Origin of the sequence: Rhodococcus sp. IEGM 1409 (genome assembly GCF_030056735.1) — a bacterium.
GTDB lineage: Bacteria > Actinomycetota > Actinomycetes > Mycobacteriales > Mycobacteriaceae > Rhodococcus_F.
Genome location: NZ_JASHKN010000001.1, coordinates 298,350 through 313,223, shown reverse-complemented (window position 1 = coordinate 313,223; position 14,874 = coordinate 298,350). Strand labels below are relative to the sequence as shown.

The window sequence follows — 14,874 nt, the reverse complement described above, 5'->3', positions numbered from 1 at the left end:
GGGTGAGTCAGGGTCGTAGCTCAGGATTCTCCCTTCGAATTGAGTGCCGCGCGATTCATTGCACAATCACTACGCCGATGTTACCTTCGACGCACTCGCCGGGTAACGGTTGATTCGCTCGAAGAGAGATCTGATTGTTCAGCATCTACTTGGGGCAATCTATTTGGGGGCATAGTGGCACGACTCGTCGCTTCTGCAATTCGAACGTCTCTTGCGCTGGGATTTGTCGGTGTTCTGGTCACCGCCAGTGTGTCTGGTTCTACTGCGGCCATGGCGCAGGCTGATCGATTTGAGACGACATCCGAAGTCGGTAATACGGTGTTGCCGTTCGATGTACCCGCCCCGTCGACGCTGAATTCGAAGCGGGTATTCGCCCATTATTTTCCGCCGTATCCGATATCTCTCGACAATCAGGATCCGGCTACAGACACATATTCGCAGCATTATTTGGCCGTGAACGGCGAGGGTGGCGTTCACGCCTCCTACGGTGGGTTTCTCAGGGACAGGCCTCTCCCGCAGGCTCCGATCAGCGATCCTGACTGGAAACTGCGGAACTTGGAAACTGAAGTACGTCAGGCAGCTTCGGAGGGTATCGACGGTTTTTCCGTCGACATCATGGCACGTTCGAACAATACTTCCTGGTGGGGCAGCAGCGTTCCGCTCGCCCTGATGCAGGCAACAGTGAATGCGGATTCGGATTTCAAGATCATGTTGATGCCGGACATGATGGCAGAATTCCAGACAATGACTCCTGTGGAAGCCGCCGCGGAAATGGCAGTCTATGCCGATTATTCATCCGCATACCGACTGGCCGACGGGCGACTGGTGATCTCGCCTTTCGCTGCGGAGCAGAAGACCCCGAGTTGGTGGTCTCAGTTTCTGAGCGTTATGCAGTCGACATACGGCGAAACGGTTGCATTTGTCCCGCTTTTTGTCGACGCGGCGTCCAACATAGATGCATTCGCGTCGATCAGTTACGGGATGTCGAGCTGGGGGGAGAGAAATCCGAACGCGAATTCGCTGTCGCGAACCGATGCTAATGCGCCGCTGGTATTGGCTGATCGAGCGCATGATCTCGGGAAGATTTGGATGCAACCGGTAAGTTTCCAGGATGCGCGGCCGCAGCAGGGAATCTTTGACGAAACGATAAACACTCTGAATCTGCGCAACACGTGGGAAATTGCCCTGCAATCGCAGAGCGAGTGGGTTCAGTTGGTCACCTGGAATGACTACAGCGAGGGGACATCGTTCCAACCCAGCGCAGGTCACGGGTTTGCGCTGCTGGATCTGAATTCATACTGGCTATATCGCTTCCGCACGGGCGCGTACCCGACGGTCGTGCGAGACACGGTTTACCTGTCGTACCGCAATCAGCCAACGTGGGCGACGCCCGTGAATCCTTCCAGCGCGCCGATGGCCCTCAGGCCGTATTCGCCTGCTGCCGACAACACAGTCGAGGTCCTGAGCTTCCTGACCGCGCCGGCGGACGTGACAATCACAGTGGGCGGGCAAGTGACGACGTGTCACGTTCCCGCGGAGGCTTTCCCGTGCGTCGCCGGATTGGGTGCGGGGGACATCTCCGTTGTGACCAGTCGCGCCGGAGTCGCGGTGGCGTCCGTCAATTCACATGTGACCGTCAGTCAGGCTCCGTACAACCAGAACTACGACTATCTGATGGACTCGAGCAGACGGTGACGCGGAGCACTCTCGCTCAACATGATTCGAACTGAGCACGAACGTAGCCAGCCGTCTGCCACACGTAATTGGCGGCCCAGACCCAGACCGGCAGCGGCTGTGGATCGGCGACAACTCTGATCTCACCGTCCCAACACTTGCCGATGATGTACCGGCTCCGCGATACGTGCGGCACAAAGGTGACAACGATTACTCGTTTCCACCCTTCGGCCTCGGCTCGCCTGCGGATCTCCTGACCTTCACCCCGGGTTGTGGAGGGATCGGGCTTGAAGCAGCTCACGTCAAAATCGTAGTGGCCTTCGCAGATCGACTTCATCGTCGTGTCGCTCGCGCGGTAGGGGTTCGAAAATACGATCTGCGGTGCGAATCCCTGTTCGGCTAGGGACAGCCCGTACTCCTCGCGCCCGTCATGATCGCCGCCGAGTACAACGATGGCGTCGGCTTTTTCGGGAGCGTCGATTTTCGGGGTGACATACACAGGCCAGCCGACCGCGGTGACCGCGATGAGTGCGAAGGCAAGTGCGACGAGACCTCGTATCCGGCGACGCGACCGGCCGGTAGTGGCGGTGAGGTCAGCTTTCACGAGACTGCGAGCCGACCTTCCCGCTGCTTGCTGTATTCAGCTTCGAGAACCTTTCTGACAGCGTCCATCCCGAGCGTGTTTCTTGCCACGTCCCGAGCGCGTGTTCCCATGTTCGCCGACTCTTCGGGATTGTTGAGCATCCACGAGATCGCCGAAGACAGGGCCTCCGTCGTATCGTCCACGACGATTCCGCAGTTTCCGTCCCGGATGAGCGACGCAACACCGCAGGTGTCTGTCACGATGACCGGGAGCCCAGCGGCCATTGCTTCGAGCACTGACATCGGAAACGGTTCGTTCACCGACGGCAGGACGTAGATCGACGATCTTGAATATCGTGCGGTCGATTGGTCGAAGGGAAGTGGACCTTCGTAACGAATGGAGTCACGGTGGCTGGACTGCTCGATCGACGTCGTCACGGCCGCGGCTTCGCCCTCGTCCGGGCCCACGATCGAGAAGTGTGCCTTACGCCCCGAGTCGAGTACGACACATGCGGCGTCGACGAATACTTGCGGTCGTTTGCGTTCTTGTAGGCGTGCGAGGAACAAAACGTCAGGAACCTGATCGTCGCCAATAACCGGCCGCACAGCTTCTTCCGACTCGGGAATACCGTTGTTCAGCTCCACGAGGTGAATGTCGTGGCCCGCAGTCACAGCCAGAAGGTCTTGGCGTTCACGATCTGTGAGGTGGAAAACTGTTCGCGCGCCACGCAAGACAGGGACCGTCAACGCCGCGTCCAGCGGCTTCGCCAGCAATTTGTCTGTGCCGTCGATCATTCCGTGAGTTTGAGCCACAAATGGCACCCCGTATGCCAGCGCCAGTCTGGCAACGGGCAGAGTGACGAAGTCGCGGGCGAGATGGATGTGAACGACGTCGAATTCACGGAGGTGCTTCCGAAGCCACAGCAACATCCCAGGGGCGGCAATGCCGGCATACCCGATCTTGGGGATCAGGGTCCGAGCCGGAAACAGTTGCAGCGCAATGCCCTGCTCTTGGGTGGGCGGTTGGGCATACCCACGGGTACCCGCAGCGATCGTGACGTCGTGCCCGTGGTCCTGGAGGGCAGTCGCTTGGTTGAGGGCGACCCGAATGGGCCCTCCGTACGCGGCATCCGGAGAAAGAAGGGTGACGACGTGCAGAATCTTCACTTGATTTCCTTGGCGCGCGGCGCCAACATGGTCGAGTCGTCGGCAACGTCGGAGGTGACCAGCGCTGTGGCACCGACGATCGCTCGGTTACCCACGGTCACGCCGCGAAGGACCGTGGCGCGTGCAGCGATCCAGGCTCCGTCACCAATGGTGATGGGGGCGTTGTCGAATTCGAAAGTAGCGCTTCGGTGATCATGACTTCCGGTGCACAGGAACACATCTTGCGAAATCGCGGTGTCGGCACCGATCGTGACGGGTTCGAGATTCAGAATCCAGGTTCCTTCGCCGATCCACGAATCGGCGCCCACCGTGAGTTTCCACGGCCAGTGGATGCGAACGCGATGCCGAATGAGAACTCCTTCGGCCAGACCTGCTCCGAACTTTCGCAGGATCGAAATTCGAATACGGTTCGGGCACCACCAGTGCGAGAGAACCGCGCCGGATACGAGAAGCCAAGCGATCTGGACGAGTGGTCCGCGTCCCTTGTCGTATCCGGCGCCAGTGAATCCCGCCAACGAGCGTGTGAAATTCACTGGCGTGCTCATAGTCGGACCGATTCCGCAGCATTCTGAACATTTTCCCGGTACCAGGCCACAGTCGATTCGATCCCGCTCTTCGTCGAGATCTTCGGAGTCCAACCGGTTTCCATCAAGGTGGAGACATCGAGGAGTTTGCGCGGCGCACCGTCAGGCTTGCTGGTGTCCCACTTCATCTCACCTTCGTATCCGACGGCCTCGGCGACGATCTCGGCCAATTCACGAATGGTCTCGTCACGACCGGTTCCGACGTTGATGTGCTTGGAGTCGTCGAAGGTGTCCAGCAGGTGCAGGACGGCGTCGGCCAGATCGTCGACGTGAAGGAACTCACGACGTGGGCTGCCCGAACCCCAGTTGGTGACAGACGTGACCCCTTCGTTTTTCGCCTGATCGAGACGTCGAATCATCGAAGGAAGTACGTGCGACACCGTTTCCGTGAAGTTGTCACCCGGACCGTACAAGCTGGTGGGCATCGCCGAAATCCACGGCAGCCCATACTGTTTACGAACAGACTGAACCTGAATGATGCCGGCGATCTTCGCAATGGCGTATGCATCGTTGGTCGGTTCCAGGTGGCCGTTGAGCAGCTGATCCTCGGTGATCGGTTGCGGCGCCAAGCGCGGGTAGATGCACGACGATCCGAGAAAGAGCAACCTGGTGACGCCGTGATGCAGCGCTGCGTCGAGGACGTTGGTCTGGATCTGCAGATTGTCGGAGATGAAGTCGACCGGGTACGTGTTGTTGGCGACGATGCCACCAACCTTCGCGGCAGCGAGAACGACGCACGCGGGCTTCGTCTCCTCGAAGAAGCTGAACACCGCCGATCGATCCCGGAGATCGAGTTCGGACGATGATCGTCCGATCAAGTCGGAGAAGCTCTCGGCGTTCAGCTTTCGCCAGATCGCCGAACCTACGAGACCTCGGTGACCGGCGATGTATGTAGGCGCAGAGCGGTCGAGCGGGGTGGCTGAGTTGGTCGTGGTCATGAGATCGCGCTGCTCCAATCAGGAAGGGACGGTGTGTCGATCCACGGCTTGCCCTCGTGCTCGAGCGCGGCAATATCGGCTTCGATCATGATGCGCGCCAACTCCGGGGTCTGCACGGTGGCCTTCCATCCGAGATCACGCTCGGCCTTGCTCGCGTCACCGACGAGTGCGTCGACCTCGGTCGGGCGCAGGTAGCGCGGATCGAACTTCACGTACTTCTGCCAATCGAGTCCGACGTGGCTGAACGACGCTTCCACGAAGTCCTGGACGGTGAAGTTTCCGCCGGTGGCCAGGACGTAGTCGTCGGGTTGGTCGACCTGAAGCATGCGCCACATGCCCTCCACGTACTCGGGCGCGTAGCCCCAGTCGCGGACCGCGTCGAGGTTGCCGAGGTAGAGGCTGTCCTCGATGCCTGCATTGATGCGGGCGACTGCCCGGGTGATCTTGCGCGTCACGAAAGTCTCACCACGACGCGGGGATTCGTGGTTGAAGAGAATTCCGTTGACCGCATGGATTCCGTACGCTTCGCGGTAGTTCTTGGTGATCCAGTACGAGTACACCTTTGCCGCACCGTAGGGCGAGCGCGGATAAAACGCGGTCTCCTCGTTCTGCGGCGGGGGAGAAGCACCGAACATTTCCGAGCTCGACGCTTGGTAGAAGCGGCACTGGAGTCCGGTCATCCGGACGGCCTCGAGCAACCGCGTCGAGCCGATGCCCGTGGTGTTACCCGTGTGTTCGGGCTCGTCGAAGCTGACCCGGACATGCGACTGTGCCGCAAGGTTGTAGACCTCGTCAGGCGCGATCTTCGACAGCAACGTGACGAGACGTGCTCCGTCGGAGAGGTCGCCGTAGTGGAGGAACAGACGGGCGCCCTCTTCGTGAGGATCCTGGTAGAGGTGATCGATTCGCGAGGTGTTGAAGGTGGATGCCCGCCTGATCAAGCCGTGTACTTCATAGCCTTTGGCCAACAACAATTCGGCCAGGTATGAACCGTCCTGTCCGGTGATACCTGTGATGAGTGCGCGTTTGGTCATCGAGCGTCAACTGCCTTCTTTGTGATCGTGCTTGTCGGGACGGAATACGGAGTTTTTCCGCGACGTGCAGCCAGCTCTCGTATCCACTGTTCGCATGTGTCGATGGACGCTGTCTTGCCTACGGATGCGGCGCAGTAGTCCAGTCCGGCCTGTCCGAGTTGAGCAGATTTTGTTGCATTGCCTGCCAATTCGAGTGCAGCGGCGAGTAGCCCGGCTGGACTTCCGCTCGGAACCACGACACCTGCACCCGATGCGCGGATCTCGTCCGCGGTCGTCGATTCGACGTCGGTGGCCGCGAGGATCGCGGTTCCGCTGCTGAAATACGACGTGAGCTTGCTGGGCACTGCCATGCCGACGATGCCAGGGGCCTCATTGACCAGGAGGATATCGGCGGAAACCATTGCGGTCCTGAATGCTTCGTCGTCCAGTGGCCGAACGAAGTCGAGGCGGTCGATACCGGCGCCGGCCGATTCGAGGGCCGGACGTTGATTGCCGTCTCCGACGAGGACGAAACGAATCGGAAGTTTCTGTGCGTCCGCGAGCCGTGCGGCTTCTACCACGTTCTCGAGGCCCTGCTTCACACCCATGTTGCCGGTGTGCAGTACGACGGTCTCGTCGGGTGCCCAGCCGAATCGCGCACGTGCTGCAGCAATGTCACCGACGGCGATCGGCGCGACGTGCGTCCAGTTCCTGACGACAGTCACGTCGGCGGGAGAAACGCCGAATTGGTCGATGACGTGATCGACGAAGCGGTCGTGCACCACTGCGAGACCGTCGGCGGACTTCATGACCGCGGCCTCGAGACGTGCAGTCGCACGAGCACTGCGACCGGACATGGCACCGGTCTCGACGACTCCCTGGCCGTACAGGTCGTGAACCCAGATACCGATTGCCGGGCGGCGCGGGGTCATGCGGGCGCGGCCGAGTGACATGGCTGTCGCCAGCAGTGCAGGACTGGTGCAGACGATGACGTCGGGTGTGCCCCACTTGGACGTGATCGAGCGAGCTCCGAAGCTCAACTCCATTTTGATTCGTCCGAGCGCGTTGGGCGGACTCGGGACGAAGTGACGGCGACGGTGAACGTGAACCCCGTTGATGTCCTCGTCGATCGAGCGACCCGTGTACCCAGGATCGATTTCCCAAGCGGGATAGTGAGGGAACCCGGTTATCACGTCGACGTTGTGACCGCGAGCGCTCAATTCTTCGGCCAAGTCCGTCATGTACGGAGCGATACCGGTCGTCTCGGGTGAATAGTTGATACCGAGCAGAGTGATGTTCAGCATGTCGTCACGTGTGGTTTTCTGGTCGATTGAAGCGCCGACTTCGTCGCGGACGCTCACGCGTAACCGATCAGCTGATGTACTGATGGTGAACCTCCAAGTCCGGTAACCCAGACCGAAACAATCAAATGGTTTGGTTAACACCATTTAAGCTGCACTCTGGTCTTTTTTCAACCGGCTCATGTGCGATGTATGGATGCCCGAAGGCGAATGGAGGTGGCTGATTTTCCCCTCCGAATCGGCATCAGTAGTGGTTAGCCAAGGATTTGCCATTCTCGCGCTGGTGCTTATGTCGGGAGTGCGGCCGGAAAAAGTGTTGCATTCAACACCGATCCCGACGGCGAGTACCGTGGATCTATATGTTTTGGGGCCTCGCGACTTTCGATGTACTAGTTGGGCTCGATGTGTGTGTGGGCTCCCGCTCGATGTCGGAGTTGTCCACGGCGTCCTGTTGTCGGAACTGGGGATTGCCGACCTGCTGGGACACGCGCCGGTTGGCGCCGACTCGACTCTGCCTGCACCCTCGGTTACTATTTAGTAAACAATCTTTTGGTCTGTTCTCAATTTTGTTCAGATAGTGACCCTGGGGCCGGGTAGCGACACTGTGAGGAGCCCCGAGTGACGGCTCCACGCCACCGATCCTGATTCGTAGCCGATTCATCCCGCGGAAGGTGGTGAATACCAATGGCCAATTTGCGATTGCGCGTCGTGTACAGCGTCGGCGACCAGGTGTTGTCGAGTGTCAGCAACGCAGTCATTCTCTTCGCCATGGCGGGACCGTCCTCTGTTGCGGAATTCGGTCTTGCCGTCCTGGTGTTCTCGATCATCACCGCCTCGATCGGATTCGTACGCGGCGCCGCAGGCACCCCGTTGCTCCTCATGAGCGCCAACAGTCATCGATCCATCCGTGTGGAGTCGCAGTTCGCCTCAGGCGCAGCGGCGATCCTCGGAATCGGCGTGGGTGTGATCGCTCTGGTCGTGTCCATCGGCTTGTCCGAACCCTCCGTGGGAATCGCGTACGCCGTCGCGGCGCCCATAGTTCTCTGTCAGGACGCACTGCGCTTCTCCTCGATGTCGCACGGCGATCCGAAACACGCATTCTTCAGTGACGCGCTGTGGGCGGCACTGTCTCTCGTTGTCCTCGGCGTCTCGTGGATCAGTCCCGACGCCCTGTCGATACCGGAGATGATTTGGCTGTGGAGCGGTGCAGGCTTCGTGGCTCTGGTCTACCTCGTCGTTGCATTGCAGACGCGGCCTCGTCTGCGCGGTGTGATCGAGTGGTCACGGATGTACTGGCGCCACCGAGTGCGATTCGGGTTCGAAGCGGGCATCGATCAATTGGCGGCCATCGTCGTCGTGTCGGTCTCCACTGTGTACATCGGTACCGAAGCGGCAGCGTCGCTTCGCGGCGCAGTGACAGTTCTCGGTCCCTTCGCGGTGCTCATCAGTTCTTTGCCACTGATCGTGATTCCTGAGTCGATTCGTGCCGGGCACAGTCCCAAACAGATTTGGCGAACGCTGGCTCTGACCGCGTGGATCACCTCGATGATGGCATTGACCATCGGATTCCTGGCACCGTTTGCACCCGATGTACTCGGGCGGATGCTGCTCGGCGATTCGTGGGAAGTTGCCATACATGTTCTGCCTTTCCTGGGGCTCGAATACGCGGCGGTGTGTTGGATATCAGGTGCTTACAACTACTACCGAGCACAAGCGGCCAGCGAGCGGTTGATGAAGTATCGAATCATTCAGTCGATCACATCCATAGTGATCTGTACCGTGGCCGCCGCAGTGTCCAGGACGGCAGTTGGTGTCGCCGTGGGACTCGCGCTGTCGGCGGCATTGATTGCCTCCGTGCTGGTTGTTCAGGTCATGCGGGAACAGCGAATTCGGTCAAGAAAAACGGAATCAACGCAGGTTGTGTCTTCGGTCGGTCAACTGGTCGGTAGTTCACGATGAAATCCGCTGTCTCGAACGCCGTCGCATTGCGGCCGACGCTCGGTCCACCACTGATCGCGACGTGGGCGGCTGTACTCATGGTGGTCGTTGTTCCGGGAATCATCGTCGCGTACACCCCAACGCCCCCGACCAATGCCTGGATGGGTGCTCTGCTGGTCACCACAGTGGGTGGGCTGCGATACGGCTGGATTGTCGGCGAAGGTTACCGCCGACTCGTCGAGATGTCGTTCTGGGTATTCACCTATGTATTCATGGGCTTGGCCCCGCTGACACAACTTCGAATGCGAGTAGATCCGGCAACGTCTCCGCGCATCGATCCTTCCCTGGCGTGGTCGACCATCATGGTGGTCATCGTGGGTTTGGCCGCGTTCTTCGGAGGACTGATCGTTGCACGGCAGCTGTGGTCCCGATTGGCGAATTCTCGGCTGACCCGCCCGGCAAACACCCAGATCAGCCTTCCTCGAGTGCTGATACTTTCCGCATGTGCACTGTTGGTCAATGCGTACTACATATCCAAAATCGGTCCAGGCACCCTGCTGTCGAGCCGAAGCGCCGTCACCGAGCGCGCGCAAGTGGTACTCGGCGAGTCCACGGTCGCCAGTATCACCGTCGCAGTGGCGATGATGACACTTCTCGTCTCATTTGTGGCGCTCGTGAAGTACTGGGACTTGACGGAGCATCCGGATCGGGCGATCTTGGTGGTCATCGTGATCTTGGCGGTGACATTGTTGGTGACGCTGAATCCGATTTCGAGCCCTCGATACCTGTTCGGGACGGGTGCTCTCGCGGTGGCAGCATTGTTCGGCTTGTTTGCCACGGCCAAGAGATTTCGTTTCGTCGCGTTGAGTGCCGTCGCGGCGTTGGTACTGATCTTTCCGGCGTTGGACGCGTTTCGATACAGTTCATCCGCCCAGCTGAAGACAAGTTCTCCGTTGGAGTCGCTGACGTCCCCGGACTATGACGCATTTGCGCAAATCAACAACACGCTGTTATTCGTGCAGAATCACGGAACTACAGGTGGAAAGCAGGCGCTCGGGGTTCTGTTGTTCTGGGTCCCGCGTTCGATCTGGCCTGACAAGGCATTCGACACCGGGATTCTCCTGGCCGAAAGCCGGGGCTATGTCGTGAAAAATTTGTCTGCTCCGCTCTGGGCCGAATTGTTCATCAACGGTGGATGGATTGTGCTCGTCGTCGGGATGCTCTGTCTGGGAATTGTGGTCGGGATCCAGGATCGGAAGATCGAGATCGCCCTTCGGGTGTCGCGAGCGCCGACTGTCCTTTCCTGCATTCTGCCGTTCTATCTAATTATCTTGATGCGTGGATCATTGCTGCAAGCTATGTCGTATTTTGTCGTGATTGTTGGGTGTGCACTGTTTGTGACTGACTGGAGTCGTGCGCCAGATGGAGGGTCGACATGACGTTCGTACCGAAGTTCGTACGTGCCCTGCCGAAACGCTCCTTGTTGACACTGGCGTCGCTTGCAGTGGTCTTGATCGCGATGTTCACGTTCGTTGTGGTCGACCGCACGGCAGCAACACGTACGCTCGCAACTTTTGTCGATTCACGCGAAGAATCGGTCCCGCAACTCACCTATCGAGACGACATTCCGACCGCGCTCTGGGTGGGGGATTCGTTCACTCAAGGCGGTGCTGCCTACCCCAGGATCATTTGTGCCCAACTTGGCTGTTACTGCAATATCGATGCGCAGGGTAGTACCGGATTCATCAACGAGGGTGCGCCGGAAGGGCGAGCTTTCACCAGTCGAATCATCGACAGGTTGCCGACTTCGATAAAGCACTTCGAGGCAGATCTGATCATCCTCGACGGTGGTCGCAACGACATGAGTTCGGATCCGAACGACGTGCTCGAGGCGATGACTACCTACGTCGACGCTATTCGCGGTGCATGGCCAGCCGCCGAGTTGGTGATTATCGTCCCGTACCGGATCGAGACCGAGCCGTCCTATGCCTACTCGGAGTGGCTCCCGGGGATCGAAGATCTCGCCAGCTCGGCTGGAGCGGTCGTGCTCGATCCATACGTCGAAGGCTGGTTCGACGGCGCAGACACCAGCAAGATGGTTATCGAAGACAACTTTCATCCGAATGAATTCGGCAATTCGTACATCGCGTCGAAGATCAAAGAATCGTTGGAGCGAGCGCACGTCGTCACGCCAGGAAGCCCGAATGGAGGTCTCGGATAATGGAATTCGATTCATTTATTCGTGTGCTGCGTCGTCGTTGGATCGTCGTAGTCGTCGCAGTTGCCGTCGGGTTGATCGGCGGGCTCGTGATGTCAGTGGTCAGTACACCTCGCTACGAGGCTGTTTCGCGTGTTTTCTTGGCCACCCCCGGTTGGGGGACGCCCGTAGTGATGACGAATGCAGAATCCAGTCCGTATCGGGGTAACGAATTTTCCCAACTCAGGGCCGCGACGTACCTACGGATGACCGAGGGGCAGGATTTCTTCTTTCGGGTTGAGGCGCGGATGGATACGGCCCCCGGCGATATTCCGGCTACTGATGCAATCGAATTTCGGGTTGTGCCGGACACGGTGCTGGTCGAGTTGAGCGGCTCGGCAGCGTCGCCGGAACGCGCGTTGGCGTTGACCGAGGCGTTGACAGCTGAGGCGGCGGCGACGATCGAGAAGCTGGAAACGCCGGCCGGAACACTGGTTCCGGTAGTTCGGCCGACAACTATCGATTCGGCCCGATTGACCGACGCCCCTTCGGAGCCGCGGATTTGGCTACTTCTCAGTGGCGGTGGTGTGCTGGGACTCCTGGCAGGTGTTACCGCTGCGGTCGTCCTCACTCGAACGTCGCGGCGTTTGGACAGCGCACTTCAACTGGCATCGATTTCGTCGCTACCAGTTCTCGCGACCTTCGGTGAAGCCGATCCGGCTTCTATGTCGGACGCGGACAACGTGAATGCACGTGCGTCATCTCCGCCGGTGGACCCGGCAGGATCACGATTGCGATTCAACCTCGAGTTTCTCGGTCCTGGATTTTCCGCCGGGATAATCGCGGTGACCAGTCCGCACGTAGAGGCACCGACAGACACTGTTGCGCGGGGTCTGGTTCGCGCCGCGTCGGAAGCCGGCAAGCGGAGTGTCCTGGTGGACTGCACTACCGGTCGAGTTGTAGGACGTGACCGCCCAGGGCTCGCCGATATCGTCCTCGGTAGTGCGTCGATCGAGGAGGTGGTGGTCGAACCCGTTCAAGGGCAGGGCCACATGCTCGGAACCGGAGATGTCCCGGAGACGGCGTCGGGATTCATGGAGTCCACGAAGGTTCACGATGTCCTTCACGAGCTTCGAGACGTTTTCGATCTCGTGGTGCTCGACGTCCCCGGATTCCTCGAAACCAACAAGCCGGCGGTGATGTCCATTTACAGCGATGCGGTAGTAGTCGTTGCAGCCGAGGCAGTTTCGACGCTCGACGACTTGACGGCAACATTCGATGGACTGCGTACGGTCGGTGCTCCGCTGGTGGGTTCGGTTCTGGTCCGATCGCACGGGCGCAATCAGAACTCGTTCGACTATGTCGCTCCACCGGATCCGTTCGAACGGACGCGGTCGGTGGACGGGTTCGTAGGCCAAGTGCAGATTACTTCTGGTACCACAGGGAAAGCTTCGACATGAAAAGTGTGTATCTAACACTCAAACGATGGGCGCTCCGTGGCTGGATCGTTCCGGTCTGTGGCCTGTTGGGCCTTATTGCTGCAGGCTTGATGGTGGTCTCGACCCCCCAGTCCTACTTGGCGACAACAACTCTCTTCATCGGGTCGCCGGGTAGCGCGGACTCCGCAGGTGCATTGCAAGGTGACTCCTTCTCACAGCAACGTGCGAGCACCTATGCGCAATTGATCAAAACAGAATCGATCGCCGTCAAGGTCAAGGACGATCTCGGTTTGGGCGTCACGCCCCAAGAACTTTCCGCAGCTGTCACGGCGACACCCATCGAGAAGACGGTGCTCCTGAACGTCACAGTCGCAGGTGACACGCCACAGACCGCAGCAGACATTGCCAACGCCTACGCGTCGAACTTCGCGAAATATGCAGGTCAGTTGGAGAAACCGAACGATGGTGGTGCGCCGAGTGCATTGGTTTCCGTGGTCGGCACGGCTGATCCTGTAGACGCACTCAAAGCAGTCGACTCGAAGACAAATCTCATGATGGGTCTGCTGGGTGGCCTCGTTCTCGGCGGTGCATTGTGGTGGCTACTTCGTCGACTCGACAAGACGATCAGATCGGCAGACGCACTCGCAACAGCGGCCCAGGCCCCGGTCATCGGAGTGTTTCCCAGGTTCGATCAGAGCGGCACTGTTGATTTCGATTCCACGGTTGGCGGTCCCGAGGTGGAATCTGCACGAAAGCTCCGGACGAACGTCGAGTTCATGGACATCGACAATCCGATCCGAACGCTTGTTGTCGCAAGCCCATCCGCGGGCGAAGGTGCCGTGGAGGTAGCCGTGTTGTTGGCGCTCTCCCTCGGTGAGGCAAATCGCCATGTGGTGTTGGTCGACGCAGATTTCCGTGGGGCAGCGCTGGCAAGCTACTTCGGCGTCGCAGACAGGCGGGGATTGTCGGATGCATTCGCCGGAAACATCGCAATTCGAGACGCGGAGATCGAGCTTCCGGATCGCCGGATAAGCTTCGTCCCCGCCGGAGCCAATTGCGTCGCGCGGGTCGGTGATCTCGCATCGAGTGCGATGACCGACGTAATCGCCGAGTTGTCCAACCGATACGAATATGTCGTCATCGTGGCGCCGTCGATCTTGTCGTTTGCCGATTGCGCTTCCTTGGCAGCCAGGGCGGACGGAGCAATGGTCGTGAGTAAGAGAGAGTTCGGCACGACAGATACCGTCACTCGCGCGGTCGCACTATTGCGAAGCGCGGGATCCAGAGTGTCTGGGGTAGTGCTGACCGGCGCCAATGTTGCTCGTACGCAAGCCGAAGTAACGTCACCGATCGCGAAACCGTCTATCGGGAGCCGCAATTCCGGCAGTGAGTCTCGGGGCGCGTGGACCGTGGGGCCTGATGAGGTGAGCGAGAGCGTGCCCGAGGACGACGGTCCGGTCGGCCACTGGCCACCCGTCGACAAGGTCAAAGCGTCGCCGACGTCGCCCGCGCCGAAGGTTCAGGAGCCGGAAGACCCCTCGGCGGAAGAGGCTGTTACACCCGAGGAACCTCCGGTGGAGGAGTCCAAAACTCCTCTGGCGACACCGGAACGCCGCGTAAGCCGGGTAACCGACGAGTCTGCGTCCGCTCAGGAACGGACGTCAGAACCCACTGAAAGCCTGGAGACTTCCGGGGACGGCGATGAGGATCTGGACGATTGGGCTCCAGCGGTTTCCCCGCAGCGATACACCCGTTCGGACATCGATCCGCCGACGGTGGCCATTCGGCGCGACCAGCTGCCGAAGCCACTCGACCAAGCGGATAAGATCGACGAGCCGGGATCGCGCTCGGAGCCGAATCAATCGGACCGGGCGAATGGGAAGACCAAGCGGGACAGGCAGAAATCTGTATCGTCCAGGAAATCCGCCGCAATGGCATCCGATGACTGAGCTTATGTGTAGCTGCGCAGGTATCTACGTCACCCGCTGTCACTTGGGGCTCGGAGCGTGCACTGACCAAGGAGGAACGGCACGCCGTGCAG

12 protein-coding genes are annotated in these 14,874 nt (G+C 59.5%); 6 read left to right on the top strand and 6 right to left on the bottom strand.

Going from position 1 to position 14,874, the window contains the following annotated elements; genetic code table 11:
* Positions 1 to 39: 39 nt before the first annotated feature.
* A complete protein-coding gene (locus QM716_RS01565) occupies positions 40 to 1,695 on the top strand; it encodes a glycoside hydrolase family 71 protein (protein WP_283301873.1) in 1,656 nt (551 codons plus the stop codon).
* 16 nt (positions 1,696 to 1,711) lie between these two features.
* On the opposite strand, the gene QM716_RS01560 is transcribed toward QM716_RS01565, so the two are convergent.
* From QM716_RS01560 to QM716_RS01535, 6 genes are read right to left on the bottom strand one after another with little or no spacing between them, the layout of a single operon-like run.
* Positions 1,712 to 2,278, bottom strand: coding sequence for a YdcF family protein (locus QM716_RS01560; RefSeq protein WP_349307338.1), 567 nt, complete (start codon positions 2,276 to 2,278; stop codon positions 1,712 to 1,714).
* The gene (locus tag QM716_RS01555; RefSeq protein ID WP_283301871.1) at positions 2,275 to 3,423 is read right to left on the bottom strand and encodes a glycosyltransferase; all 1,149 of its coding nucleotides are present in this window, start codon (positions 3,421 to 3,423) and stop codon (positions 2,275 to 2,277) included. The genes QM716_RS01560 and QM716_RS01555 overlap by 4 nt, the downstream gene beginning before the upstream one ends.
* Entirely contained in the window at positions 3,420 to 3,956 is a 537-nt protein-coding gene (locus QM716_RS01550; protein WP_502941932.1) for an LbetaH domain-containing protein, read from the bottom strand. Before QM716_RS01550 ends, QM716_RS01555 begins: the two co-directional genes overlap by 4 nt.
* 8 nt (positions 3,957 to 3,964) lie before the next feature.
* Positions 3,965 to 4,945: a GDP-L-fucose synthase family protein gene (locus QM716_RS01545; protein ID WP_283301867.1), complete on the bottom strand. Its 981-nt coding sequence runs from the start codon at positions 4,943 to 4,945 to the stop codon at positions 3,965 to 3,967.
* Positions 4,942 to 5,979: a GDP-mannose 4,6-dehydratase gene (gene gmd / locus QM716_RS01540; protein ID WP_283301865.1), complete on the bottom strand. Its 1,038-nt coding sequence runs from the start codon at positions 5,977 to 5,979 to the stop codon at positions 4,942 to 4,944. Before gmd ends, QM716_RS01545 begins: the two co-directional genes overlap by 4 nt.
* The gene (locus QM716_RS01535; protein ID WP_283301863.1) at positions 5,976 to 7,262 is read right to left on the bottom strand and encodes a glycosyltransferase family 4 protein; all 1,287 of its coding nucleotides are present in this window, start codon (positions 7,260 to 7,262) and stop codon (positions 5,976 to 5,978) included. The genes gmd and QM716_RS01535 overlap by 4 nt, the downstream gene beginning before the upstream one ends.
* Before the next feature lie 681 nt (positions 7,263 to 7,943).
* Here QM716_RS01535 and QM716_RS01530 point away from each other — a divergent pair.
* Genes QM716_RS01530 through QM716_RS01510 form a run of 5 tightly spaced genes read left to right on the top strand, consistent with a single transcriptional unit; the run spans position 7,944 to position 14,782 of the window.
* A complete protein-coding gene (locus tag QM716_RS01530) occupies positions 7,944 to 9,218 on the top strand; it encodes an MATE family efflux transporter (RefSeq protein WP_283301861.1) in 1,275 nt (424 codons plus the stop codon).
* Positions 9,215 to 10,636 carry an oligosaccharide repeat unit polymerase gene (locus QM716_RS01525; RefSeq protein WP_283301859.1) on the top strand — a complete coding sequence of 474 codons (1,422 nt, stop codon included), beginning with the start codon at positions 9,215 to 9,217 and terminating at the stop codon, positions 10,634 to 10,636. The genes QM716_RS01530 and QM716_RS01525 overlap by 4 nt, the downstream gene beginning before the upstream one ends.
* Complete coding sequence (locus QM716_RS01520; protein ID WP_283301857.1) at positions 10,633 to 11,418, top strand: SGNH/GDSL hydrolase family protein; 786 nt, start codon at positions 10,633 to 10,635, stop codon at positions 11,416 to 11,418. The genes QM716_RS01525 and QM716_RS01520 overlap by 4 nt, the downstream gene beginning before the upstream one ends.
* The gene (locus tag QM716_RS01515) at positions 11,418 to 12,854 is read left to right on the top strand and encodes a P-loop NTPase family protein (RefSeq protein ID WP_283301855.1); all 1,437 of its coding nucleotides are present in this window, start codon (positions 11,418 to 11,420) and stop codon (positions 12,852 to 12,854) included. Before QM716_RS01520 ends, QM716_RS01515 begins: the two co-directional genes overlap by 1 nt.
* A complete protein-coding gene (locus QM716_RS01510) occupies positions 12,851 to 14,782 on the top strand; it encodes a hypothetical protein (RefSeq protein ID WP_283301853.1) in 1,932 nt (643 codons plus the stop codon). Before QM716_RS01515 ends, QM716_RS01510 begins: the two co-directional genes overlap by 4 nt.
* Positions 14,783 to 14,874: the final 92 nt, after the last annotated feature.